This is a genomic window from Mesorhizobium tamadayense, from assembly GCF_003863365.1.
GTDB classification, from domain to species: domain Bacteria; phylum Pseudomonadota; class Alphaproteobacteria; order Rhizobiales; family Rhizobiaceae; genus Mesorhizobium; species Mesorhizobium tamadayense.
In genome coordinates, this window is sequence record NZ_RQXT01000017.1 from 79,342 (window position 1) to 102,306 (window position 22,965).

Consider the following 22,965-nt stretch of genomic DNA (forward strand, 5'->3'; position numbering starts at 1 on the left):
CAGTGGAGCCGACAATGATCGTACGCGTTTCGGGAAAGGGTTCGATCTGATGGCGCTGGACGTTCAGCCCGAACAAATCGCCAACGAGCATTTCGATCTCGTCGTTATCGGTTCCGGTTTCGGTTCAGCCTTTTTCCTGCATGAGTTCTTGAAGCGCCGCAAAGCCCGCGTCCTGGTGCTGGAATGGGGCCGCCACAACACGCATGAATGGCAGCTCAACCAGAACGCCAACACCGATATCGACGACGAGAGCACGTACAAGACCGACAATGCCGACAAGCCGTGGAACTACACGATCGGCCTCGGCGGCGGCACCAACTGCTGGTTCGCGCAGACGCCGCGCTTCCACCCCAACGACTTCAGGCTGAAGAGCACCTACGGTGTCGGCAACGACTGGCCGATCAGCTATGACGAGCTGGAGCCGTTCTACTGCGATGCCGAGGAGGTCATGTCGATCTCCGGCGACCCCGACATGGCACGGATGCTGCCGCGCTCGCGGCCGTTCCCGCAGCCGCCGCACCGCATGTCGACGCCGGACCGGATGATGAAGGCGGCGCAGCCGGAGCAGCATTTCGTCATGCCGACCGCCCGCGCCCGCGTGGCGACGGCGCAACGTGGCTCTTGCTGCGCCAACCTTCGATGCTGGCTGTGTCCGGCCGACGCCAAGTTCACCGCCAACAACGGTTTGATGCACGTCTTCCAGCACCCCGACGTGTCGGTGTGCCTGGGCGCCGAAGTGCGCCGGCTGGATCATTCAGGCGGTTCGGTCCGTTCGGTCGCGTTCGTGCGCAACGGCAAGGACTACTCTGTCAGCGGCGACCTGGTCATCCTTGGCGCCAACGCCATCCAGAGCCCGGCGATCATGCTGCGCTCCGGGCTCGGCGGCGAGTTCGTCGGGCTTGGCCTGCACGAATCTTATGGCTGGAACTACGAGGTCTATCTCGACGGCGTCGACAATTTCGACGGCAGCACCATCACCACCGGCCTGAATTTCGGTCTCTATGACGGCCCGCATCGCGCCGAGCATGCGGCAGCACTGGTCTATTTCGAGAACCGCTGGCAACACGGCATGCGGGCCGACAAGGGGCGGCTGCGGCAAGTGCTGCCGCTGGTCATCGTCACCGAAAATCTGCTTGACCCGGAAAACCGGGTGATCCTCGACAAGGATGAGAACGCCTTCGTCAGCTTCAAGGGCGCGTCCGACTATGCAACCAAAGGCATGGCCAAGGCGCTTGAAAGACTGCCGTCGCTGCTCAAGCCGCTGCCGGTCGAGCAAATCTTCGATCGCGGCATAAGGCCGACCGAATCGCATGTGCAGGGCACCTTGCGGATGGGCACAGGCCCGGCCGACTCGGTGGTCGACCGCGACATGATCCACCACCAGCTCCGGAACCTCGTCGTAGTCGGCACCAGCACCTATCCGAGCTGCTCCTGCGCCAACCCAAGCCTGACCGCCGCCGCCCTTTCGCTGCGGGCGGCGACCCTGCTGGCGTGAAGGAGGAGCCGATGAAGATCACGCGACGTACCGCATTGGCCGTTGTTGCCGGCGGCATTGCTTCGACCGGCATCGCCGCTGCCGCCGTATCGTCCTTCTCGGATGAGGATCTGGTCCGCGTCACGCTCGAGAAATACTTCGGCCCGCTCAACATGCGCATCGAGCATCTGCAACAATTCGTGCTCGAATTCCGCAACCGCAACCCGTGGATATTCCCGAGCGACAAGCTGGCGGATGCGGTCACGCTTTTGGAGACCGTGCGGCTCGACAAAGCGCGCGAATTCCTGCCCAGGCAGAAGCAGCAGGATGTCGGGAATTTCGAGCGCTGGGTCATCGCCGAGTTCCACATGCTGACCGACTACGCATGGCGCAGCTCGCCCAACGATCCGATCCGCTTCACCGGCTGGCATCCATGCACCAATCCCTTTGCTAATCTCGAGCAGCAGAATGCCTGACGCTGCCCGGCGGCATTTCGCCGGCAAGCCAAGAAACAACTTGGCCAAGAAAAATGTGACAAGGAGCCGACCCATGAAAGTTCTCTTCGCAGGCGGTAACGGTTATCCGCCGCAGTTCAGCGGCGGTGTCCAGTCGAGCACGCACCATCTGGCGGAGCAGCTGATCGAGCACGGCCATGAGGCTTCGGTGCTTGCGGCTTTGTTCGGCCAGGGCATGTTCGGCTACAAGGCGCGCGCCAAGATGAAGCTCCTCGGCCAGCGCGCCGTCATCGACAGCTTCCCCGGCTATCCGGTGGTGCGCGCCTGGTTTCCCTGGGAAGCGGCCGCCTTTGCCGTCAAGAAGCTGCAGCCGGACGTCGCGGTGGTGCAGTGTCATAAGTCGGTGCCGCTCGGAAAGGCGCTGCAGGCCGAGGGCGTGCCGCTGGTGGTCTATCTCAGGAATGTGGAATTCCATGAACTGGGCGGCGACCTGCGCGAGCTGAGCTCGGCGTCCTACATCGCCAACTCCGAATTCACGGCGCGCACCTATAAGCGGGAATTCGGCATCGATTCCACGGTGATCCCGCCGACCATCAATCCGGCCGCCTACAGCACGCAGACGACGGGCGAGCACGTCACCTTCATCAACCCGTATGAGGAAAAGGGTTTTGAGCTGGCCGTGCGCGTCGCGGCCGCCTGCCCGGAAATACCTTTCCTGTTCGTCGAGAGCTGGAAGCTGGAGGACGATCACCGCGCCCGCATCGCCGAGACGATCGCGTCGTTCTCCAACATCAAGCTGGAGAACCGCACCGACGACATGAAGACCCTCTACGGCCGCACCAGGATCCTGCTGGCGCCGAGCAAATGGGAAGAGGCCTGGGGCCGCGTCGCCTCGGAAGCCCATTGCAGCGGCATTCCCGTCGTCGGCTCGCGGCGCGGCGGTCTGCCGGAGGCGATCGGCTCCGGCGGCATCGTGCTGGATTATGACGCGCCGCTCGAGGATTGGGTCGCGGCGGTCAGGCGGCTGTGGAACGACCGTGACGAGTATGAACGGCTCTCGGAGGCGGCGCTCACCTTCTCGCAGCGTCCGGAACTCGACCCCGAGCGCCAGTTCGCCACCTTCTTCGCCTTGCTGGACAGGGCCTCCCGGCAGCGCGCCCAGCGCGCTGCTTGATGCGCAATTTGTAAGATTTTGCTTACGCAGTCCTTTTGACGCGGCTTTTCAGCATTTCGTAGGCGCGTTCGCCAAGCAGGGCGCGAGCGGCGGTCTTGACGACCTTTTTCCGCCCGTCGGGCGAATTGATTTGCCTGAGCCGCGCCGGCAGGTTGCGTGCCGCCTGCTCCAGCGCCGGCAGGGAAAGCGCGTCGGGAAAGCTCACCATGTTGGTTTCGACGCACAGCACCGGCTTGCCCGACAGCTTGGCGATCTTGAGCGCCTGCTCATGCTCGCTCTCGATGAACAGGATGGCATCCGACTTGCGGTAGAAATCGGCCTTGAAGCTGCCATGCGCGCCGAGCCGTTGCCGCTCGGCCTTGCTCGGCAGGTCGAGCATGATGAGGCGGTCGTATTTGATCTCGTGCCTGGCGAGCCATGCCTCGGTCAGCTTGCGGTACTTTTCCAGCCGGCTGGTCACCAGCCAGCCGATCTTGCGGGTCGGCCCGAGCAGCGGCCGCGCTTCGGCGAGGAATTTCTCGTAGGCCGGACCATCGTCATTCTCCTCCTCGGTCGGGTCGAGGCAAAGCACGCCGTCTATGTCGACGCAGCATTGCTCGAGGAAGACGTGGTGCATGAAATTCCACTGGAACATCCTGGGGTGCGGCACGACCTCGAAGACGATGTCTGTCTCCTTGTGCTGCGACAAAAGGCCGAACACCGCGGCGAAGACGAAATCGCCCTTGATGCCGGCGGCCTCGATCTTGCTGCGCGCGTCGCGCATGGCGTTGCCGCCGCTGACGCTGTCGTCGATTACCAGGATCTTGCGCATTTCGGAATGCTGCCGGTCAAGCGCCGCGCGCCGCTTGGTGATCCCCGAGGTGTAGATCTTGCCGGCGAGGAAGCTGTCGAGATCGGTCATCGGGATATTCGCCGTCAGGCTGACCAGCGTCGCGGCGAGGATGCCGCTTCGCGGCACGCCGACCACCAGGTCGATGTCGCGCGGCAGCCGGTGCAGGTTCCGCACGATCGCGTCGTTCATATCTGAAATCGATCGGTAATTCATGCTGTTGCCTTACCCTCAAATAAGCGGTTCTGCCGGCTGTGCGGCTGCGACCGGAGCGCAGTTGCAGTTGCGTCGAGCTATTTCGCCTCGCTGGGCGCCGGCGAGAACCCGCGCGCCGGGATCAGCCGCAAGGCCTCCCGAAGCGCCTCGCGACCGGCGCCGAAGACGAGCGCGACGATGATGGTGACGACATAGGACAGCACCGCGGCGCCGGCGAGCGCGATGACGGGCTGTGCCGGCAGCATCGGCTTGGCGAGCCAGACCAGGGCCAGCGCCAGATGCGCGCCGAGCACGAATGGGGTCGCCGCGCGTAGCACATGGCTCGCGCGCAACGGTCCGGCCTTGCCGACATAGAGCCAGAGGAAAGGCGTCCGCAGATACTCGCTGACCGCGTAGACGACGGCGACGCCGAGCGCCCCGTAAGGCAGGCCGATGGCGAAGGCCAGCACCGAGGTCACGGCGGTGATGATGCCCCAGCGCATGAAGTCGCCCGAGCGGCCCTGGCTGACGAACAGCCATCCGGCTGGATTGTTGAGCGGCTGCAGCAGGCCGGCGAAACCCAGCGCCAGGAAGATGTTGGCGCTCTCCCGCCACTGCTCGCCGAGCACGAAGGGAATGAGCGTATCCGACATGGCGGTGGCGAAGGCCACACCCGGCAGCGCCACCAGAAGGATCAGCGGCATAACGCGCAGATAGGCGCTGCGGTAGCGATCGGGCTCGTCCTTCAGCCGCGAAAGTGCCGGCACCATCACCTTCGACAACGGGTTGGTGATCTGGCTGAGCGGGAAGAGCAGCAGCTTGTAGGCGCGGTCGTAGAGGCCGAGCTGCGCCTCGCCCCAATATTTGCCGATCAGCACGTTGTCGAGGTTGCGGGCGAAGAAATTGGCGAAGTTGAAGCCGGTGATGCCGGCGCCGAAATTGATCAGCTGGCTGATGCCCTCAACCTTGCGCGGCACCCCGGGACGCCAGCGCGATGACGCCCAGTAGCAAAGCGTCGGCAGCACCGCGCCGGTCAGCGTGCCGGCAAAAAGCGCCCAATATGAGCGGTCGATGAAGGTCCAGGCGATCGAGACCACAAGGCCCGAAACGGCGCTGGCGACGTCGATGACCGCGAGCCGGGTGAATTCCATGCGGCGCGTCAGCAGCGCCAGATGCTGGGCGCCGAGGCCGTAGGCCATGATCTGCAGGCCGAACGCGGCAACCAGCCCCGTTACGCGCGGCTCGCCATAGAAGGTGGCCACCAAGGGAGCCGCCGCCGCAAGCACGCAGGCCAGGATCGCGCTCACCGCCGTGTTGATCCAGAAGAGGTAGTTGACCTCTTCATGCCGGATGCCGGTTTTCTGGATCGTCGCCTGGGTCAGGCCGAAGTCCTGGAACAGCGCGATGAAGGCAAGCACCGGCGCGCACATCGCCACCACGCCGAAATCCTGGGGCGACAAAAGCCGCGACAGCACGATGACGGACACGATCTGAGTGGCAACCCGCACGCCCTGCGCCATCGCGGTGACGACGGCGCCGCGCCCGACCGATCTGCGCAGTGAGCCCTCGGGCGGATCGAATGCACTGGTTTCCAAATTCAGGATCCCTGTTTTTTGCGCCAGTCGTCATCGCGACCGGCGCCCGCCGCCATCCACAAACTACCGCAAGAGGTTTTTGCAGCGCAACAAAAAAACATGCGGCGTTTGCTACGCTGCACCAAAAATGTTGCGATGCAGCAAAAGCTGTACTAGCATCCTCCTGGGTGGCGGGCCCAACAGCGGTCGAGTTTCATGCTGCATGTCTTGTACCTTGTGCATGACGTATCCGACCCGGCGGTGCGCCGTAGGGTCAAAATGCTCAAGGCAGGTGGTGCCAGGATAACCCTGGCGGGCTTCCGCCGCACCCCCAGTCCGATCGCCGAGATCGAAGGTCTCGAGCCGGTCGACCTCGGCCCGACGCGCGACGGCCGATTCGCGCAGCGCATCGGCGCGGTGGCCAAGGCCGCCATGTCGATCGGCGCGAAGTTCGCTGGCGTGGCGCGACCCGACCTGATCATCGCGCGCAATCTCGAAATGCTGGCGCTTGCCCGCCGCGCCAGGCACGCTTTCGGTGCGAGCGTGCCGATCGTCTACGAATGCCTGGACATCCATCGGCTGGTGTTGCGCAACGACCTGATCGGCAAGGCGCTGCGCGGCGCCGAACGCTATCTCGCCCGCGACGTGAAGCTTCTGGTGACCAGTTCCCCCGCCTTCATCGCCAACTATTTCAAGCCGTTCGGACAAATCGCCGCACCGGTCGAGCTGATCGAGAACAAATATTTCGACACCATGCCGGCGCCGGCGGACGATCGGCTTGAGAATGACGGCCCGGAGGCGCCGCCCTGGCGCATCGGCTGGTTCGGCGCGCTGCGCTGCCGCCGCTCGCTGGAGCTTCTGGCCGAATTCACCCGCCGGCAAGGCGGACGTTTCGAAGTGGTGCTGAGGGGCCGTCCGGCGCTGTCCGAATTCCCGGATTTTCATGCATTGGTAGAAGCCGAGCCGTGGCTTTCCTTTCGCGGCCCCTACCGCAATCCGGAGGACATGGCGGCGATCTACCGGGAGGTGCATTTCTCCTGGGCGATCGATTTCTTCGAGCAAGGCCAGAATTCCGAATGGCTGCTTCCCAACCGCCTCTATGAAGGCTGCCGCTTCGGCGCCGTGCCGATCTCGATGGCGAGCACCGAAACCGGCCGGTTCCTCAAGCAGCAGGACATCGGCGTGCTTCTGTCCGAAGCCACGCCCGAAGGGCTCGACACCGCGCTCGGCCGGATGGCCCAGGAAGGCTTCGGCAAGCTGAAATCCCGAGTGCTGGCCCGCAATCCGAGGACCTGGAGCTACGACCGCGGCGATTGCCTGGCTTTCGTCGACAAGCTGCGCGGCCTGACCGCCGTTCGCGGGACCTTTGCGACCGAGGCGCTGGCATAGGATGGCTGAGAATGGACAAAAGCCGATGACGCGGACCACGGCACCAAGTCTGATCGTCATTCCGTGCCTCAACGAGGCCGCCCATATCGGCGGGCTGCTCGAGCAGTTGCGGCCGGCAGCGGCGCGGCTCGGCGCGCGCATCGTCGTGGCTGATGGTGGCAGCACCGATGGCACACAAAGCATCGTCGAAGAGATCGCTGCCGAGGATCCGCGGGTCGTGCTGCTTGCCAATCCGAAGCGCATCCAGAGCGCCGCCATCAACCTGGCGGTGGCGACGTTCGGCGACGACGCCGACTATCTCATCCGCATCGACGCGCATGGCGGATATCCCGCCGACTATTGCGATAGGGTGATCGAGGAGGCGCTTGCCACGGGCGCGGATTCGGTCGTCGTCTCGATGCTGACCAGCGGCACCGGCGCGGTGCAGAAGGCAGTGGCGGCAGCGCAGAATTCCAAGCTCGGCACCGGCGGTTCGAAGCATCGCCACATGTCGACCGGCGAGTGGGTCGACCACGGCCACCATGCGCTGATGCGCATCGCCGCCTTCAGGGCGGTAGGCGGCTACGACGAGAGCTTCAGCCACAACGAGGACGCCGAGCTCGACCATCGCCTCCGTCTGGCCGGCTACCGCATCTGGATGAGTGGCAGGACGCAGATGGTCTATTATCCGCGCTCCACGTTGAAGAGCCTCTTTTTCCAGTATCTCGGCTATGGCCGCGGCCGCGCCAGGAACGTGCTGAAGCATCGCATGGTGCCGAAGCTGCGGCAGATGATCCCGTTGCTGGTATTCCCTGTGGTGCTGCTGAGCGCCTTGTCTCCGATCTTTGTGCTGGCGGGCGTGCCGTTTCTGATATGGGCGGCGGTCTGCCTTGGTTATGGCATCCGGACCGCGATCAGCCAGCGCAATCCAGCCATCGCGCTGGCCGGCGTGTCGGTGATGGTCATGCACTTGGGCTGGTCCATGGGCTTCTGGCTGCAACTCCTCGGCCCGCAGCCATCGCGTGAGGCGGCGTAATGGGTGCGAAGAAGAATGGCAGCGTCGACATCTGCATCTGCACCTTCCGCAGGCCGGAGCTTGCTGACACGCTGCGCTCCATCGCCGCACTGGAGAAGCCTGCAGGTTTCGAGATCGGCATCGTCGTTGCCGACAATGACGACGAGCCGAGCGCGCAGCCGCTGGTGAAGGCGCTGGCGCAGGAATTGAAGCTGCCGATCCGCTACCGCCACGCGCCGGCGCGCAACATCTCGATCGCCCGCAACGCCTGCCTCGATGCCAGCGTATCGGACATCGTCGCCTTCATCGACGACGACGAGACGGCTTCGCCGGGCTGGCTCGTGGAGCTCATCGCGACCGCGCAGGCGACCGGCGCGACGGTGGTGCTCGGGCCCGTTCGCGCGACATATCGCCAGGATGCGCCGGACTGGATGCGCAAGGGCGACTTCCACTCCACCTTGCCTGTCTGGGTGCGCGGCGAGATCCGCACCGGCTATACCTGCAACGTCCTGCTCAGGATGACCGAGCAGAGCCTGCGCAACCGGCGCTTTAGCCTGGCGCGCGGCCAGACCGGCGGCGAGGACACGGAATTCTTTGACAACATGGTCAAGACCGGCGGTCGTATCGCCTTTGCCCCGCAGGCCTTCGTCGACGAGGTGGTGCCGCGCGCCAGGGCCGCCTTCGACTGGCTGCGCCGCCGCCGCTTCCGCTTCGGGCAGACGCATGGCCACCTCATCGGGCGCGACACCGGCGGCGTGCGCCGTGCCGGCCAGGTCGGCCTCGCTTGCGCCAAGGCGGCCTATTGCTTCGGCATGGCGCTTTTGACGGCGGTCAGCCCGGTGCGGCGGAACCGCAGCGTGCTGCGCGGCATTATGCATGTCGGCGTCGTCAGCGGTCTGGTCGGTGTCCGCGAAATCCGCCAGTACGGCCTCACACCGCAGGAAGGGGACAAGCGTGCAGCCTGACGTGAGCTTCGTCATCGCCGCTTATAACGCCGAAGCGACCCTCGACCGGGCGATCGCCAGCGCGATGGCGCAGCGCGATGTCACGATCGAGGTCATCGTCGTCGACGACCGGTCTAGCGACGCCACGCTCGATGTCGCGCGCGCCTATCCCGAGGACATCGTGAAGGTGGTCGCGCTTCCCGCCAACCAGGGCCCCGGCGGCGCCAGGAATGCCGGGCTCGACCAGGCCGGCGGCCGCTGGGTGGCCGTGCTCGATTCCGACGATGCCGTCCTGCCCGGCAGGCTGGCGGCCATGATCGCGCGGGCGGAAATGGCGGGTGCCGAGATCGCGGTCGATAATGTCCAGGTCGTTCGCGAGGACGGCACGCCCGAAGACATCATGTTCCCGACCGCCTATCTCGAAGAGCTCGGCGAAATCTCGCTTGCCGACTACATCGCCGGCAACGTGGTCTTCGAGTCGCGCTTCAACCTCGGTTATCTGAAGCCGATCTTCCAGCGTCGTTTCCTCGATGAGAACCGGCTTCGCTACGATGAGGATCTGCGCATCGGCGAAGACTACATTCTTCTGGCGAGCGCGCTGGCCAAAGGCGGCCGCTGCGTGGTCGAGCCGGCCACCGGCTATGTCTACCACATCCGCACGGGTTCGATCTCGCGGGTGCTCGAATTGCACCATGTCGAGGCAATGGCCAAAGCCGATGCCGCCTTCGCCGCCGCGCACATCATGGACGATAACGCCAAAACGGCTTTCGCAAGGCGCGGCCGCAGCCTGCGCAGGGCGGCCTCGTTCCTGTCATTGGTTCAGCACATCAAGGCGCGTGCGCCGCTCAAGGCGATACTCACGGCGCTCAGCGATCCGGCCGCGGTCAGGCACATGGGCATGCCGATCGCGGTTCGGCTGAGAAGGGTTGCGGCGCAATTTGCCGTGGGGACGGGGAGGTGAAGCATGCGGGCGCAATGGAATGCATTTTCATAGCCGGCGATAGGTAAAAATCGATCTCCTCAGAAGGAATAAGCGATGCAGAAAGTTAGGAAGGCAGTCATACCGGTGGCGGGGCTCGGAACGCGGTTCCTGCCGGCGACCAAGTCGATGCCGAAGGAAATGCTGCCCGTCGTCGACAAGCCTGTCGTGCAATATGCCGTGGACGAGGCGTTCGAGGCGGGGATCGAGCACATCGTCTTCGTCACCGGCCGCAACAAGGCGGTCATCGAAGACTATTTCGACCTGCATCCTGAACTAATCGGGACCCTCGAGCAGACCGGCAAGAAGGCGCAGCTCCAATCGCTGGAAAGCCTGCTGCCCGTGGCAGGCGCCACCTCCTTCATCCGCCAGCAGTCGCCGCAGGGCCTCGGCCATGCGGTATGGTGCGCGCGCGACGTGATCGGCAACGAGCCCTTCGCGCTGCTGCTCCCCGACATGGTGTCCTTCGGCGCGCGCGGCTGCCTGGCCGAAACCGTCGACCTGTATCAGCGGACCGGCGGCAACGTCATCGCCGTCGAGCGCTGCGATCCTTCGGAAACCGGCAAATACGGCATCGTCGGCCGCGGCGCCGAGGTGGCCTCCGGCTTCGAGGTGACCGCCATGGTGGAGAAGCCGGCCCCCGCCAACGCGCCGTCGAATTTCTACATCAACGGCCGCTATGTCCTGCAACCGGAGATCTTCGCGCTGCTCGGCAACCAGCAGCGCGGCGCCGGCAACGAGATTCAGCTTACCGACGCCATGGTTCGCCTGGCCGAGAGCCAGTCGTTCTATGCCCAGCCCTTCAACGGCCGCATGTTCGATTGCGGCTCCAAGGAGGGCTTCATCGAGGCCACCATCGCCTTTGCTCTGGCGCGCGACGACATGAAAGGACCTGTCTTCGAGATGCTGCAGCAATTCGTCCGGTCGCATGAGCGCCGGGAAGTAGCCGCATAATGCCCATTTTTTGGGTGCATATGCGAAATCGCGATGGCGCGACAGCCGCGCAAGCGCTTGGCCTTCCTGGCCAGGCGCCCCATGGCACGGATGTTGCGTGGTCTTTTCTGGTAACGACGCCACTCTTCGAAGGCCGGTAGCGCCTGCAACCTGGAATTGGACCGAAGATGAATTATGCCAACTTTCCTCTCGACAAGAGGATGCCATTGCCCAGCACCGAACCGGAAAAGGGTGAAGACTTCATCGACGTCGAGCGTCTGCTTGGCATGGCGGCCCGGCAGGCCAAGGTGGTGGCGGTCTGCGCCGTCATCGGCCTGTTCCTCGGTGTGATCTATCTCCAGACGACGCCCAAGCAATACACCTCCATTGCGAGCGTGCTGATCGACGAGGGCCTGAACAAGGTCGTGGACGACATCTCGGCGGTCAGCGCTACGCAGCAGACGGACGCGACAATCCTCAGTCAGATCGAAATTCTCAGCTCCGCGCGACTGGCGTCGGAGGTGGTCGACAAGCTGAAGCTCGATCAGAACCAGGAATTCATGAACCCGCCGCAGTCGGCTTTGGCCAAGGGTATCGGGTTCCTGCGCGGCGTCGTCGCCTATTTCCGCGGCAACACGGCCAACGAACTCCCCGGGATCGAGAATGTGGATGCCGCAACGCGCGAAGCCATGATGAAGGCCGCGACCCATGACTATGCGGTCCTCGTTCTGCAGACCGGATTGATGGCGGATCGCAACGGCCGCAGCAACGTCATTACGTTGGGCTATCAGTCGACGAATCCGGCCCTCGCCACCGCCATCACCAGGGCCTATTCCGAGGCCTACCTCGCGGATCAGCTCAATGCCAGCTTCGACGCCACCGAGCGCGCGGCTGTCTGGCTGCAGGGCAGGCTGACCGAACTGCGCCAAAGCTCGCAGGCTGCCGCCATGGAAGTCGAGAAATTCCGGGCCGAGCACGGGCTGTCCTCAAACAGCGACGGCCAGTTGATCAGCGGCAAGCAGCTGTCCGACCTCAACGCCCAGCTCATCATCGCGCAGGCCGATACGGCGCGCGCCAGCGCCCGCTATCAGCAGTACAAGGCGATCGTCGACAGCGGCTCCGAGAATGCTTTCAACGATTCGGCGATTGCATCCGATCAGCCGAGCAGCTCGGTCATCATCGGGCTCAAGACCCGTTATCTCGCCGTCTCCAAGCGGCTGCAGGATGTCGAGGCGAATTTCGGCAAGGACCACCCCCAGGCGCTGGCGCTCGCCAGGGAAAAGGCCGATGTGTCGGCGCAGATCTTCGGGCAGTTGAAGCAGATCACCGAAAGCTATCGCAACGACTTCCAAGTGGCGCAGGCGCGCGAGGTCGAGCTCAGGCAGAAGATCGCGACCGCTGCCGGCCAGAACTCGGTCGACAACGAGTCGCAGGTGAGGCTGAGGGAACTGGATCAGCAGGCGCAGGCACTGTCCACGCTCTACCAGACCTTCCTCAGCCGCTATCAGGAAGCCTCGCAGCAGCAATCCTTCCCTGTCGGCAAGGTGCGCATCATCTCGGATGCGAACATGCCCCTTGCCGCGTCAAGCCCCCGCACCGTCAGGGTGCTGGCGCTCTCGCTTCTGCTTGGCCTCATGCTCGGCGCCGGTTTCGGAGGCATGAACGAATTCAACGAGCGCTTCTTCCGGACGGGCGAGGACGTTCGCGACCGCGTCGGGCTGAAGTTCCTCGGCTATCTGCCGACGATCGGCGGCGGCAGGGCCAAGGAGGCGAAGGCGGACGACCTGCCGGCCGACGGCAAGGTCACCAGCCTGTCGGCCGCCGAGAAACGGGCGCGCATGCGGGTGAGCCTCGATGCGCCGGCCTCGATGTTTGCCGAGACGCTTCGCAATGCCAAGATCGCTTTCGACGTGGTGATGGAAGACAAGGGCAGCCGGGTGATCGGCGTCATCTCGGTCCTGCCCGGCGAAGGCAAGTCGACGGTTGCGGCAAACCTCGCGGGCCTGCTCGCCGCCAACGGCGCCAAGACGTTGCTGATCGATGCCGACCTGCGCAATCCCGGCCTCAGCCGCAGCCTCGGCATGGAGTCCGAGCACGGGCTGATGGAAGCCGTGGTCAACGGGCAGACCTGGCAGTCGGTCGGCAAGGTCGACCGCCAGACCAAGCTGGCTATCATCCCCGCCGTGCTGCGCGGCCAGTTCTCGCACACCAGCGAGCTTCTGGGCTCGGCCGGCATGCGCCGCTTCATCGAGAACGCCAAGGAGACCTTCGAATACATCATCGTCGACCTGCCGCCGCTCGGCCCGGTGGTCGACGCCAAGGCCTTCGCGCCGCTGGTCGACGGCTTCGTGCTCGTCACCGAATGGGGACGCACGCCGCGCGCCATGGTGCGCTCGATGCTGGAACAGGAGCCCTACATCGCCGAAAAGATCACCGGCGCGGTGCTCAACAAGGTCGAGCTGAAGAAGCTGGCGAAATACGGCTCGCTTGGCGGCTCGGAAAAGTTCTTCGACCGCTATTCGAGCTACTATCTGGACAAGTCGGAATCGCGCGCCAAGCAGGCCGCCTGAAGCAATTGACGTTTGGTTGGCCGAAAGGTCCTGCCTTCGTCATCCTCGGCTCAAAGCCCAAGGATGCCGAAGTCGGTAAGGCGTGGGGCAATCTCCAGGGCTTGCAATAGTCCGCTCAAGCAGACGATGAATGTTGCCTGTCGGCAAGCCTTCGACCCCTGCCAAATCCTTTGCGCAGCGCTGCTAGTCGTCCCCGGTCGACAGCAGCCGTCCATATTTGCCGACGATCCTGAGGGCGGTCAGCCGGCCGCTCTGGAAAGCGCCCGTGTCGATGCCGAGCCGGCGCCCGTCGAGCGTTGGGACGTCCACGATCGTATGTCCATGCACGACCCAGTGGTCGAGGCGATGCGCCGCCGCGAGGAAATCGGATCGGATGTTGAGCAGGTCGGCCTCGTCCTGCTCCTCGAGCGCGATCCCGGGCCGGATGCCGGCATGCACGAACACGAATCGCTCCGAGCAGACCATCACCGGCAGCGTCCTAAGGAAGCCGATATGGCCGGCAGGAATCGCCTCGCGGATACTTTCGTCGACCTCTTCACTCGAAGCGTAGAGATTGGCGAGATGCGCCGGATCGATGCCGTACGAATAGAGGGTCTCCCGCCCCCCGACCGCGAGCCATGGCTCGCGCGACAGGGAGCCGTCGAGATAGTTGAGCATCGCCACTTCGTGGTTCCCGGCCAGGCAGACGCGCAGGAAGCCTTTTGGCGGCGGCGCCATCAGGTGCTCGACCACGCGCCGCGAATTGGGCCCGCGGTCGATGTAGTCGCCGAGCATGATGATGATCTTGCGGCCGCGGAACTGCCGCGCGTCGAGCAGGATCTTCTGTTCCAGCGCGCGCAACGCGTCATAGCAGCCATGCACGTCCCCGATCGCGTAAACCACCGTGTCGCGCATATCCATCACCAGCCGTTCGCGCGGCAACTGGCGGGGTCGTCTTGATCGCTGGAACAGGCTCACGGATTGAGGCTCGGTACTCAAACTAGGATCATGCCACGGAGCGTGGACCAAGCCTCGATATCATGCCGAATGCAAACAATTCCACACCGGAAACCCGGCGCTGCTTAATGCATGTCGCCCAAAAGTGCGCAGCGGTTTTGGGGGAACGACATGCATCAATAACAAGACCCTAAAACGCGCCGCCTGAATCTGTTTCAGCGCGACGCGCTTAGGCGGCTTTCAGCCGGTAGCGGAAGAGCGTGTGGTCGAGCAGCAGGCGGATGCGCGGCTCGGCCTCGGCCGCCACCAGCCAGCTTGCCGCGATCATGGCCGCGCCGACGATCGGAATCGAGACGAGGTAGGGCACGCCGGCTCGGATCAGGACGCCGAGCATCGCCGCGCCGACGACATCGTGGATGAGGTAGAGCGGATAGGTCATCAGTCCGATCCGGCGCCAGCCGCGCCAGGAAAGATCGAGCCGCAGCGACCAAGCCATCAGCGCCACCGCGGCAAGGAAGATGATGATCGGCGGCGCGTAGGGCATCGCGGCTTCCACCTTGATGCTGTGCACATCGACCGAACTGGCGATCTGCAGCACGCCGCCGGCGAGGAACAGGGCCGAGAAGCCGAGGCGCGGGATGGTCACCGCCTTGAAGCGCATCAGCCACAAGAGCACGCCGACGGCGAAGAAGGCGCCGTGATGCACCAGGGTGAGCTGCAGCCAGCGCGTCTCCCCGAAGTCGGTCCAGCCGAAAGCGAAATAGAGGCACCAGAACAGCGTGCTGCCGAGGCCGATGATCATCGCGGCCCTCTCCATCAGATCGAACCGGCCGAGCCGCAGCAGGATCCAGACGATGGCGTAGAAGGCGATCTCGATACCGAGCGTCCAGTAGACGCTGTCCACCCAAGGCTCGAAGGGCACGAACAGTGCCGTGCGGGCAAGCCGCACCACCGCGTCCGTCGGCCAGGAAAGGCCGACCATGAGCAGCACGATCGCCGAGATCGGCGCGCAGACCCAGACCGCCGGCGCCAGCCGTCTGACGCGGGCCTCGAAGAACTTGAGCGGCGTTGAATTCTCGGCACTGAAGGCGATGACGAAGCCGCTGATGACGAAGAACACCTGCACACCGACCCAGCCGGAGCCGACAAACGCCATTTCGGGATGGGCTGGGATGCCGCCGGTCGAGCGCGCCGAGACGCCGTCGGGAAATGCCCATACCCAGAAGCCATAGTGATAGAACATCACCATGACGGCGGCCAGGAAACGCAATATGTCGACGCCGCCGAATGTCGTCTTGTGCTGAGCCATGCCGTGCCTTCGGAATGACCCCCCAAGGCAAACTTTACGGGCTGTTGCTGCATTGCACAACAGCCGATTGCGGTGCGGGATGAATTCGTGAAAACGCCTGACGTTGCGATCCGCCCTCGACGCTGCGAGGCGGTTAGATCACGATGCCGCGTCCCTTGAGCGCCGCCGTGATTTCGTCGAGGATCGCGGGATCGTCGATGGTCGCCGGCATCGTCCATTCCTCCTTGTCGGCGATCTTCTGCATCGTGCCGCGAAGGATCTTGCCGGAGCGCGTCTTCGGCAGCCGCTTGATCGTCACCACCGTCTTGAAGGCAGCGACCGGGCCGATCCGTTCGCGCACCAGCCCCACCACTTCGCTTTCGATGGTGCCGGTGTCGCGCGACACACCCGCGTTGAGCACGACGAAGCCGAGCGGTACCTGGCCTTTCATCGCGTCGGCGATGCCGATCACGGCGCATTCGGCGACATCGGGATGCGCGGCCAGCACCTCCTCCATCGCGCCGGTCGAGAGACGGTGCCCGGCGACGTTGATGATGTCGTCGGTGCGGGCCATGACATAGAGATAGCCGTCCTCGTCCATCATGCCGGCGTCGGCCGTCTTGTAGAAACCGGGGAACTCCTCGAGATAGGCTTGCCGGAAGCGGGCGTCGGCATTCCAGAGCGTCGGCAGGCAACCCGCCGGCAGCGGCAGTTTGACCACGACATTGCCGAGCATGCCGCGCGGCACCTCATGACCGGCATCGTCGAGAATTCGAATATCGTAGCCCGGCATCGGCACGCCGGGCGAGCCGTATTTCACCGGCAAAAGCCCGAGCCCGGCCGGGTTGATCGTCATCGGCGAGCCGGTCTCGGTCTGCCACCAATGGTCGATCACCGGACGGTTGAGCTTCTGCTCCGCCCATTTGATGGTCTCGGGGTCGGCGCGCTCGCCGGCAAGGAACAGCGTGCGGAATTTCGACAAATCGTATTTCGGCACGAACTCGCCGCGCGGGTCCTGCCCTTTGATGGCGCGGAAAGCGGTCGGCGCCATGAACAGCGCCACCACGCCGTGTTCCGAGATCACCCGCCAGTAGGTCCCGGCGTCCGGCGTGCCGATCGGCTTGCCTTCGAAAAGCACGCTGGTGCAGCCATGCAAGAGCGGCCCGTAGACGATGTAGGAATGGCCGACCACCCAGCCGACGTCCGAGGCCGCCCAGAACACTTCGCCCGGCTTGACGCCGAACTCGTTGTCCATCGTCCATGTCAGCGCGACCATATGGCCGCCATTGTCGCGCACGATGCCCTTCGGCTGCCCGGTCGTGCCGGAGGTGTAGATGATGTAGAGCGGGTCGGTGGCTAAAACCGGCACGCAGTCGACATTGGCGCCGGCTGCACGCTCGCGGGCGACCGCGTCGGCATAGTCGAAGTCGTAATTGTCCTTCATCTCGCAGCGCAATTGCTCGCGTTGCAGGATAAGGCAGGCGTCAGGCTTGTGCCTCGACATCTCGATCGCCTTGTCGAGCAGTGGCTTGTAGGCGACCACGCGCCCGGGCTCCAGGCCGCAGGAGGCGGTGATGATCAGCTTCGGCCTGGCGTCGTCGATGCGGGTGGCGAGCTCGTGCGAGGCGAAGCCGCCGAAGACGACCGAATGCACGGCGCCGATGCGGGCTGAGGCGAGCATGGCGATCGCCGCCTCCGCCACCATCGGCATGTAGATGATGACGCGGTCGCCCTTGGTAATGCCGCGGTTCTTGAGCACGGAGGCGAGCGCAACGACCTCGCGCTTCAACTCGGCATAGGTGAATTTGCGCACCGTGCCGGTGATCGCGCTGTCGTGGATCAGCGCCAGCTGGTCGGCGCGGCTGCCCGCCACATGGCGGTCGATGGCGTTGAAGCAGGTGTTGCAGGTGGCGCCGGTGAACCAGCGGCCGTAGACGCCGGCCGTCGGATCGAAGACGCTTTCGGCCGGCGTATACCAGTCGATCGCCTTGGCCGCCTCGGCCCAGAAACCTACGGGGTCGCGTTTCCAGCCCTCATAGACTTCGTGGTAGCGTGAGGCCATCGTCTTTTCCTCCCCAGGAGCATTTGGTCGTCTGGCAATAGCCTAAGCCGCTTTTGCCGACCATGTCTTCCTGCATTTTGGTCGACGTGCGACAAACGAATCTAGCCGGCGCTTCGGCTGAATCGCCGTTCCGCCTGTCGCGGATTGAAGTCGGCTTAGAGCGGCAGTGCCGCGAGCATCAGCCCGACGCCGCCCGCGATCAGAATGGCAGCCGCAAATGCCTTCCGATGGCGCTCGAAAGCGGTCGGAGCCCGATTCCAATTGTAACGCATACTTATTCACTCCCCAAAGCCCGCGAGCTTTTTAGCTTACTCAAGGGAAGAGATGCAACACTGGCCGGATTTCACCGGCTTGACAACGCAGCGCAGTGATTGTCACCTGCGTCCGTCAATTTGTGGTGGGGACTCCCGTGAAGAAAAAGTATGAAAAACCTGCGTTGAACAAGCGCGAGAAGCTGTCGGAGGTGACGGCAAGGCCCCCGAGTTCGGGAGCCCCGTGATATTGGGTGCCATGGCGAGCCTGCTTTGATCGAAGCGGGCTTTTCTTGGCAACTGCTGAGAAAGCCGGATGGTCGACGCCTGCGCCATGGCATCCGCTGACAATGGACAGCGCCGATAGGTCGCGCTAATTGCTCTGCATCAAAGGGAGCGGGCGCATGGTCGAAATCGCCTCTGAAACGGTTCTGCGGATGGCGGACGACGCCTCCGTGCAGCATGTCGGCGACGGCGCCGTCGTGCTTCTGGCGCGCAGCGGCCAACTCTACACCTGCAACGGCACCACCGAAGCCTTCCTCGACAAGGTCGACGGCGCGCGCAGCCTCGATCAGATCGTCGATCTCCTGTCGGACGAATTCGAGGTCGACAAGGCGACGCTCGGCGACGACATGACGGCGCTGGCCGCCGAACTGGTGGCGGAAGGCATCCTCGCCGGCCCGGGCGCGTGATGGCCCGCGCACCGTTCCTGCGCGCCCTGTTCCGCACCCATTTGTGGCTCAGCGCCCGGCTGATGCCGGCCCTGATCGGCCGGCGCGACTTCGAGACGGTGCTGAAATGGGCGCCGCTCGACGCGCCCACGCCCTATCGCGGCCTGCCTTCGGCCTACATCGTCACCCGCGTCAACCGAACGGTCCGGCACCCCTGGCTGATGCGCGATCGCAGATGCCTGAGGGAAGGGCTGCTCGGCTTCCGCTTCCTGCGCATGGCCGGTTTCGACCCCGAACTGCGCTTCGGCGTCGATTCGAAATCGATGCATGCGCCGCGCCTGTCGGCGCATTGCTGGGTCTGCCTCGACGGCAAGCCGGTGGTCAGCGACAGCCTGCCCGGCATGGTGGAGATCTATCGCCACCATGCCGACGCGGCGAAGGCGCGCGCCGCTTGACCGGCGCGGCAACCACCTTCTGCTATGACCTCAACGGCCAGGTCATCGGCATTTCGGCATCGCGCGCCGAGCTTTGGCCGAGCTTCGACCTGATGCTTGGCACCTTGCGTGTCAGCGAACCCGTCGAAGCTGGGTTTCGCATCGATGTCCTCGAAACGTCGGCGCTGCCGGAAGCTCCCGAAGGTAAGCTCGCCTTCGATGGCGAAGTGCCGCTGGACGGCTACTGCCGGATAATTGACGGCGGAGACGTCGTCCATCTGATCTTTCCCGGCCTCCAGACGGCCTCGATCCATACCGACGAGGGCTGGGCCGAAATCCGCGTTCATCCCGGCAGCAAGGTCAAATGGACGCTGCTGATGATGGTGCTGGACGCCGCGCTCGATGCGGGCGGGCAGCACATGCTCCATACCGCGGGTCTGACGCTGCCCGGCCGCGAGGCGCTCGTGCTGATCCATGCGCCGAGCGGCACCGGCAAGTCGACGACGTCGCTGGCGCTGGCATCGCAGGGTTTCGGCCTCTGCTCGGACGATGTCATGATCCTTGGTGCGAGACCGGACGGCATCATAGCCTGGGGCATGCCGCGCAAAGTGAAGGTCCACCGCAACACCGCGGCCATGCTGCCGTTCGTCGCCCCCTGTCTGGGCGACAAATGGGACGCCGAGGGCGAGCAGCCCGTTTCACTGGAATGCCTCGGCAAGATAGTCCGTGTCGAGGATGTGCGGGCAAGGCCGATCGCGGGGCTTTTGCATCTCGCGCGCTCGGCCGACCGCCAGACCCGGCTCATGCCCTTGGCCAGGACCGATGCGATGGTCGCGCTTGCCACCGACAATGTCAGGACCGGCATGACCGGGCTCTTGCCGATGCAGAAACAGCGCATGGCGTCGATCGCGGCGCTGGTCAAGGCAGTGCCGACCTTCACCCTGGAAGTCGGTTCAAGCCCAACGGACGCAGCGGCGCTGATCCGTGCCGCGCTGGATCGGGCGTAGACCGACATCTTCAATCCCATCTAAGGATCCGCAGAGCCCGTTTCGTGTTTTCGAGAACCGGCCTACGCCGGCCGTAGCCTTCGTAGGGCGGAGACACTTATGAGGGCTTTGGCCGGCGAAGGCCGGAGCGGAGCGTACGTTGAGTGCGTGAGCACCGCGAGCGCGGAAAACACCTTCAGATGGCCGCAGGAGTAGAGTTTCCAAATGGGCTCTCAGGCCGGATAGGGCTTCGGCCGCGCCAGCCGCTGGACCCAGCGGAAGGCATCGCGGCTGAGGCGCGAGCGCATCTTGTCCCGCGAATTGACCCTAAGCAGCATGTTCCCGGTTATAAGCCATTTGGCGAGCCGTATCGAAAGATCGGGCTTGATGCGGCCGGCAAGCTCGATCGCGCGCGGCTCCTCGAACAGGCGCCCGGTCACGTTGAGAACGGTCGCCAGCTCGAGCTCGATGCCGGTCATGCGCGCGGCCTCGAGCAGGCGCGCTTCCGCCTCCGGCGACTGCAGCGCGCGCACCCCCTGCAGCACGTCGACACAGAGCTGCAACCGGTGGAATTTGTGGCCGCCGGCGGCGTGAACGATGGCGATGGCGAGCAGCGACGCCGGCGTGTCGGCCTCGCCGCCGTCAATGATGTTCAACTCACGGAAGCCGAGAGACAGCCGCCGCCGCATTCCGGTGTCATGCACCAGGTTGCCGTGCAGCTCGATCAGCAGGCTGGAGTTCTCCTTCTCCAGCCATTTGAACTCCTGAAGCTCGTGCGACTCGGCCTCGCCGCTGGCAAGCTTGAAGCCGCGTTCGCCGATTGTCTTGTTGGCCTCGCCGATGCTGCCGGGATCGACCAGTATGTCGATGTCGGTGAACGGCCGGTCGGCGGCATGGCGATAGAGCTTGCGCGCGAACACCGGGCCCTTGACGATGCGGGCCGGAACGCCTTTCGCCGCCAAAGCCTTCATGATGCGGTCGCCGTGATATTGCAGCAGCATCGACTGCCCGGTCGCCAGCGTCGCCTGGTCGCGCAACTCGGCCAGCTTCTGCCGCAAGGCGGCATCTTCCGGCAGGCCGGCATCGCCGCGCTCGCGGAGCTTACGCAGCATGATCGGCAGCACGCCGTGGAACTCGCCATTGGCGAGCAACGCCTTCAAGCTGTCTACCGAAAGGCTCCGGCCCCGGTCGGCCGACGTCTCCGGGTCGGCAAAGTCGAGCAGCAATTTCTCTTCGGTAGGCGAAAGCGGTGGCAGCATCAAACCGGCAATGGTGCGGACAAAAAGCGGACTCCCCGGAATATGTCGCAGAAAAGCCTTCGCGAAGCTACATCCCCCAACGCAGCGCCGCCGTATGCACCGGCGCGTCCCACAGCGCCGTCATTTCCTCGTCCAGCATGGTCAGCGTGATCGAGCAGCCGGCCATGTCGAGCGAGGTGACATAGGATCCGACCAGCGAGCGGGTCACCGTCACGCCGCTCTTCTCGAAGATTTTGCGGGCGCTGTTGTACATCAGGTAAAGTTCCATCGCCGGCGTGCCGCCGAAGCCGTTGACGAAGAGCAGCGCCGGTCCTTTGGCGCGATCGCCAAGGTCGCCGGCGATCGCCGCGCAAACCTCCTCGGCGATGGCGTCGGCGCTCTTCAGCGCGTCGCGCCGCCGGCCGGGCTCGCCATGGATGCCGACGCCGAACTCCATCTCGGTGTCGCCGATCTCGAAAGTCGGCCTGCCCGCCGCCGGCACGGTGCAGCTGGTCAGCGCCACGCCCATCGAGCGTGTCGCGGCATTGACGCGATCGCCAAGCGCCTTGAGCCAGGGCAGCGCCATGCCTTGCTCGGCGGCGGCCCCGACAATCTTCTCCACCGCCAGCGTGCCGGCGACGCCGCGCCGCCCGGTGGTATAGGACGAGTTCTCGACCGCGACGTCGTCATTGGTCACCACCTGCAGCACGCCTTCCGACATCTCGGCGGCCATGTCGAAATTCATCACGTCGCCTTCGTAGTTCTTGACGATGAACAGGCAGCCGGCGCCGGTGTCGACGGCCTGCACCGCGGCCAGCATCTGGTCCGGCGTCGGCGAGGTGAAGACCTGGCCGGGGCAGGCGGCGTCCAGCATGCCGTGGCCGACCAGCCCGCCATGCAGCGGCTCGTGGCCGGAGCCGCCGCCCGAGATCAGCGCCACCTTGCCAGGCTTAAGCTCCTTGCGGCGGACGAATTTGTGCTCATCGCCGAGCACGAGAATGTCCGAATGGGCACCGACGAAGCCATCCAGGCTTTCGGTGAGGACCGTGTCCACCGAATTGAGAAACTTCTTCATGGCCGTCCTCCCGAATGGTCCTTGATATAAGCAACTCCGAACGGAAAACCGCTACACACTTTTTCCTGGAATTGCTGCGGTCAGCTGCTGCTCTTGCCGGCGATGCTAGTGATCTTCTGGATGAATTCGTTGATCGCCCGGTCGAGTGCGGCGTTCTGCCTGTCGTCGCCGAAATCCGGCACGATGAGCGAGACGTGGCGTGTCTTGCGCGGACCAGAGGCGGCCGGCAGCTTGCCGGGATGCGCCTGATGATAGGCGGCAAGGAACTGGTCGCGCTCGGCCGGGCTGAAATGGCAGACGGTGAAGATAGAAGGCAAATGCTTCGACGGAATGGGGATCGAGTAGGCCGGGCTCGAGATCTGCGTGACGAAGCTGCGGTGCTTGCCGAGCGCATCGGCAAGGCGCTGGCGCATGCCCGACGGCCGCTGGTCGATGACCTGCGACAGGATCGTCTTGTAGGCGCGGATCGCGTCTTCCGCGCCGGCTTCCTGTATCTTGGCTGCCTTGGCCATGC

20 protein-coding genes are annotated in these 22,965 nt (G+C 64.4%); 12 read left to right on the forward strand and 8 right to left on the reverse strand.

The features are described from left to right. Nucleotides 1-49: 49 nt before the first annotated feature. From EH240_RS15795 to EH240_RS15805, 3 genes are all read left to right on the forward strand, one after another. Nucleotides 50-1,495 (forward strand): GMC oxidoreductase, encoded by a 1,446-nt coding sequence (locus EH240_RS15795; protein ID WP_124999721.1) that lies wholly within the window; start codon nt 50-52, stop codon nt 1,493-1,495. An 11-nt stretch (nt 1,496-1,506) separates the two neighbouring features. Next, nucleotides 1,507-1,950 carry a hypothetical protein gene (locus EH240_RS15800; protein ID WP_124999723.1) on the forward strand — a complete coding sequence of 148 codons (444 nt, stop codon included), beginning with the start codon at nt 1,507-1,509 and terminating at the stop codon, nt 1,948-1,950. 73 nt (nt 1,951-2,023) lie between these two features. Beyond that, a complete protein-coding gene (locus tag EH240_RS15805; protein ID WP_124999725.1) occupies nt 2,024-3,103 on the forward strand; it encodes a glycosyltransferase in 1,080 nt (359 codons plus the stop codon). Nucleotides 3,104-3,125: 22 nt separating this feature from the next. Here the strand turns inward: EH240_RS15805 and EH240_RS15810 are convergent, their stop codons facing one another. Together EH240_RS15810 and EH240_RS15815 are read right to left on the reverse strand one after the other, a co-directional pair. Beyond that, nucleotides 3,126-4,148, reverse strand: a complete 1,023-nt coding sequence (locus EH240_RS15810; RefSeq protein ID WP_124999727.1) for a phosphoribosyltransferase — start codon at nt 4,146-4,148, stop codon at nt 3,126-3,128. A gap of 77 nt (nt 4,149-4,225) precedes the next feature. Then, nucleotides 4,226-5,722: a lipopolysaccharide biosynthesis protein gene (locus EH240_RS15815; protein ID WP_124999729.1), complete on the reverse strand. Its 1,497-nt coding sequence runs from the start codon at nt 5,720-5,722 to the stop codon at nt 4,226-4,228. 195 nt (nt 5,723-5,917) lie between these two features. Here EH240_RS15815 and EH240_RS15820 point away from each other — a divergent pair, with 195 nt between their 5' ends. From EH240_RS15820 to EH240_RS15845, 6 genes are all read left to right on the forward strand, one after another. Next, nucleotides 5,918-7,090 (forward strand): glycosyltransferase family protein, encoded by a 1,173-nt coding sequence (locus tag EH240_RS15820; RefSeq protein ID WP_124999730.1) that lies wholly within the window; start codon nt 5,918-5,920, stop codon nt 7,088-7,090. Between the two features lie 25 nt (nt 7,091-7,115). Continuing rightward, a complete protein-coding gene (locus EH240_RS15825; protein ID WP_124999732.1) occupies nt 7,116-8,105 on the forward strand; it encodes a glycosyltransferase family 2 protein in 990 nt (329 codons plus the stop codon). Next, on the forward strand, nt 8,105-9,049 hold the full coding sequence (locus EH240_RS15830; RefSeq protein ID WP_124999734.1) for a glycosyltransferase family 2 protein: 945 nt from the start codon (nt 8,105-8,107) through the stop codon (nt 9,047-9,049). The genes EH240_RS15825 and EH240_RS15830 overlap by 1 nt, the downstream gene beginning before the upstream one ends. Further along, nucleotides 9,039-9,989 carry a glycosyltransferase family 2 protein gene (locus EH240_RS15835; protein ID WP_245436084.1) on the forward strand — a complete coding sequence of 317 codons (951 nt, stop codon included), beginning with the start codon at nt 9,039-9,041 and terminating at the stop codon, nt 9,987-9,989. Before EH240_RS15830 ends, EH240_RS15835 begins: the two co-directional genes overlap by 11 nt. A 75-nt stretch (nt 9,990-10,064) precedes the next feature. Then, nucleotides 10,065-10,961 carry a UTP--glucose-1-phosphate uridylyltransferase GalU gene (gene galU, locus EH240_RS15840; protein ID WP_124999738.1) on the forward strand — a complete coding sequence of 299 codons (897 nt, stop codon included), beginning with the start codon at nt 10,065-10,067 and terminating at the stop codon, nt 10,959-10,961. 167 nt (nt 10,962-11,128) lie between these two features. Then, nucleotides 11,129-13,510, forward strand: a complete 2,382-nt coding sequence (locus EH240_RS15845; RefSeq protein WP_124999740.1) for a polysaccharide biosynthesis tyrosine autokinase — start codon at nt 11,129-11,131, stop codon at nt 13,508-13,510. 183 nt (nt 13,511-13,693) lie between these two features. On the opposite strand, the gene EH240_RS15850 is transcribed toward EH240_RS15845, so the two are convergent. The 3 genes from EH240_RS15850 to EH240_RS15860 all read right to left on the reverse strand — a co-directional run bounded on the left by EH240_RS15850 (nt 13,694) and on the right by EH240_RS15860 (nt 17,796). Next, a complete protein-coding gene (locus EH240_RS15850; protein WP_124999742.1) occupies nt 13,694-14,467 on the reverse strand; it encodes a metallophosphoesterase family protein in 774 nt (257 codons plus the stop codon). A 208-nt stretch (nt 14,468-14,675) separates the two neighbouring features. After that, nucleotides 14,676-15,755: an acyltransferase family protein gene (locus EH240_RS15855; protein WP_124999744.1), complete on the reverse strand. Its 1,080-nt coding sequence runs from the start codon at nt 15,753-15,755 to the stop codon at nt 14,676-14,678. 133 nt (nt 15,756-15,888) lie between these two features. Next, the gene (locus tag EH240_RS15860) at nt 15,889-17,796 is read right to left on the reverse strand and encodes a propionyl-CoA synthetase (RefSeq protein WP_124999746.1); all 1,908 of its coding nucleotides are present in this window, start codon (nt 17,794-17,796) and stop codon (nt 15,889-15,891) included. A gap of 655 nt (nt 17,797-18,451) precedes the next feature. Between EH240_RS15860 and EH240_RS15865 the strand changes: the two genes are divergently transcribed. From EH240_RS15865 to EH240_RS15875, 3 genes are read left to right on the forward strand one after another with little or no spacing between them, the layout of a single operon-like run. Continuing rightward, complete coding sequence (locus tag EH240_RS15865; RefSeq protein WP_124999748.1) at nt 18,452-18,739, forward strand: PqqD family protein; 288 nt, start codon at nt 18,452-18,454, stop codon at nt 18,737-18,739. Continuing rightward, entirely contained in the window at nt 18,739-19,173 is a 435-nt protein-coding gene (locus EH240_RS15870) for a lasso peptide biosynthesis B2 protein (RefSeq protein ID WP_124999750.1), read from the forward strand. Before EH240_RS15865 ends, EH240_RS15870 begins: the two co-directional genes overlap by 1 nt. Beyond that, entirely contained in the window at nt 19,170-20,159 is a 990-nt protein-coding gene (locus tag EH240_RS15875) for a phosphoenolpyruvate carboxykinase (ATP) (protein WP_124999752.1), read from the forward strand. Before EH240_RS15870 ends, EH240_RS15875 begins: the two co-directional genes overlap by 4 nt. A gap of 212 nt (nt 20,160-20,371) precedes the next feature. Here EH240_RS15875 and EH240_RS15880 read toward each other — a convergent pair whose 3' ends face one another. The 3 genes from EH240_RS15880 to EH240_RS15890 form a co-directional block, all read right to left on the reverse strand. Continuing rightward, a complete protein-coding gene (locus EH240_RS15880) occupies nt 20,372-21,397 on the reverse strand; it encodes a nucleotidyltransferase family protein (protein ID WP_124999754.1) in 1,026 nt (341 codons plus the stop codon). A 67-nt stretch (nt 21,398-21,464) separates the two neighbouring features. Then, nucleotides 21,465-22,451 (reverse strand): dihydroxyacetone kinase subunit DhaK, encoded by a 987-nt coding sequence (dhaK, locus tag EH240_RS15885; RefSeq protein WP_124999756.1) that lies wholly within the window; start codon nt 22,449-22,451, stop codon nt 21,465-21,467. An 80-nt stretch (nt 22,452-22,531) separates the two neighbouring features. After that, the gene (locus EH240_RS15890; protein ID WP_124999758.1) at nt 22,532-22,963 is read right to left on the reverse strand and encodes a hypothetical protein; all 432 of its coding nucleotides are present in this window, start codon (nt 22,961-22,963) and stop codon (nt 22,532-22,534) included. Nucleotides 22,964-22,965 lie beyond the last annotated feature (2 nt).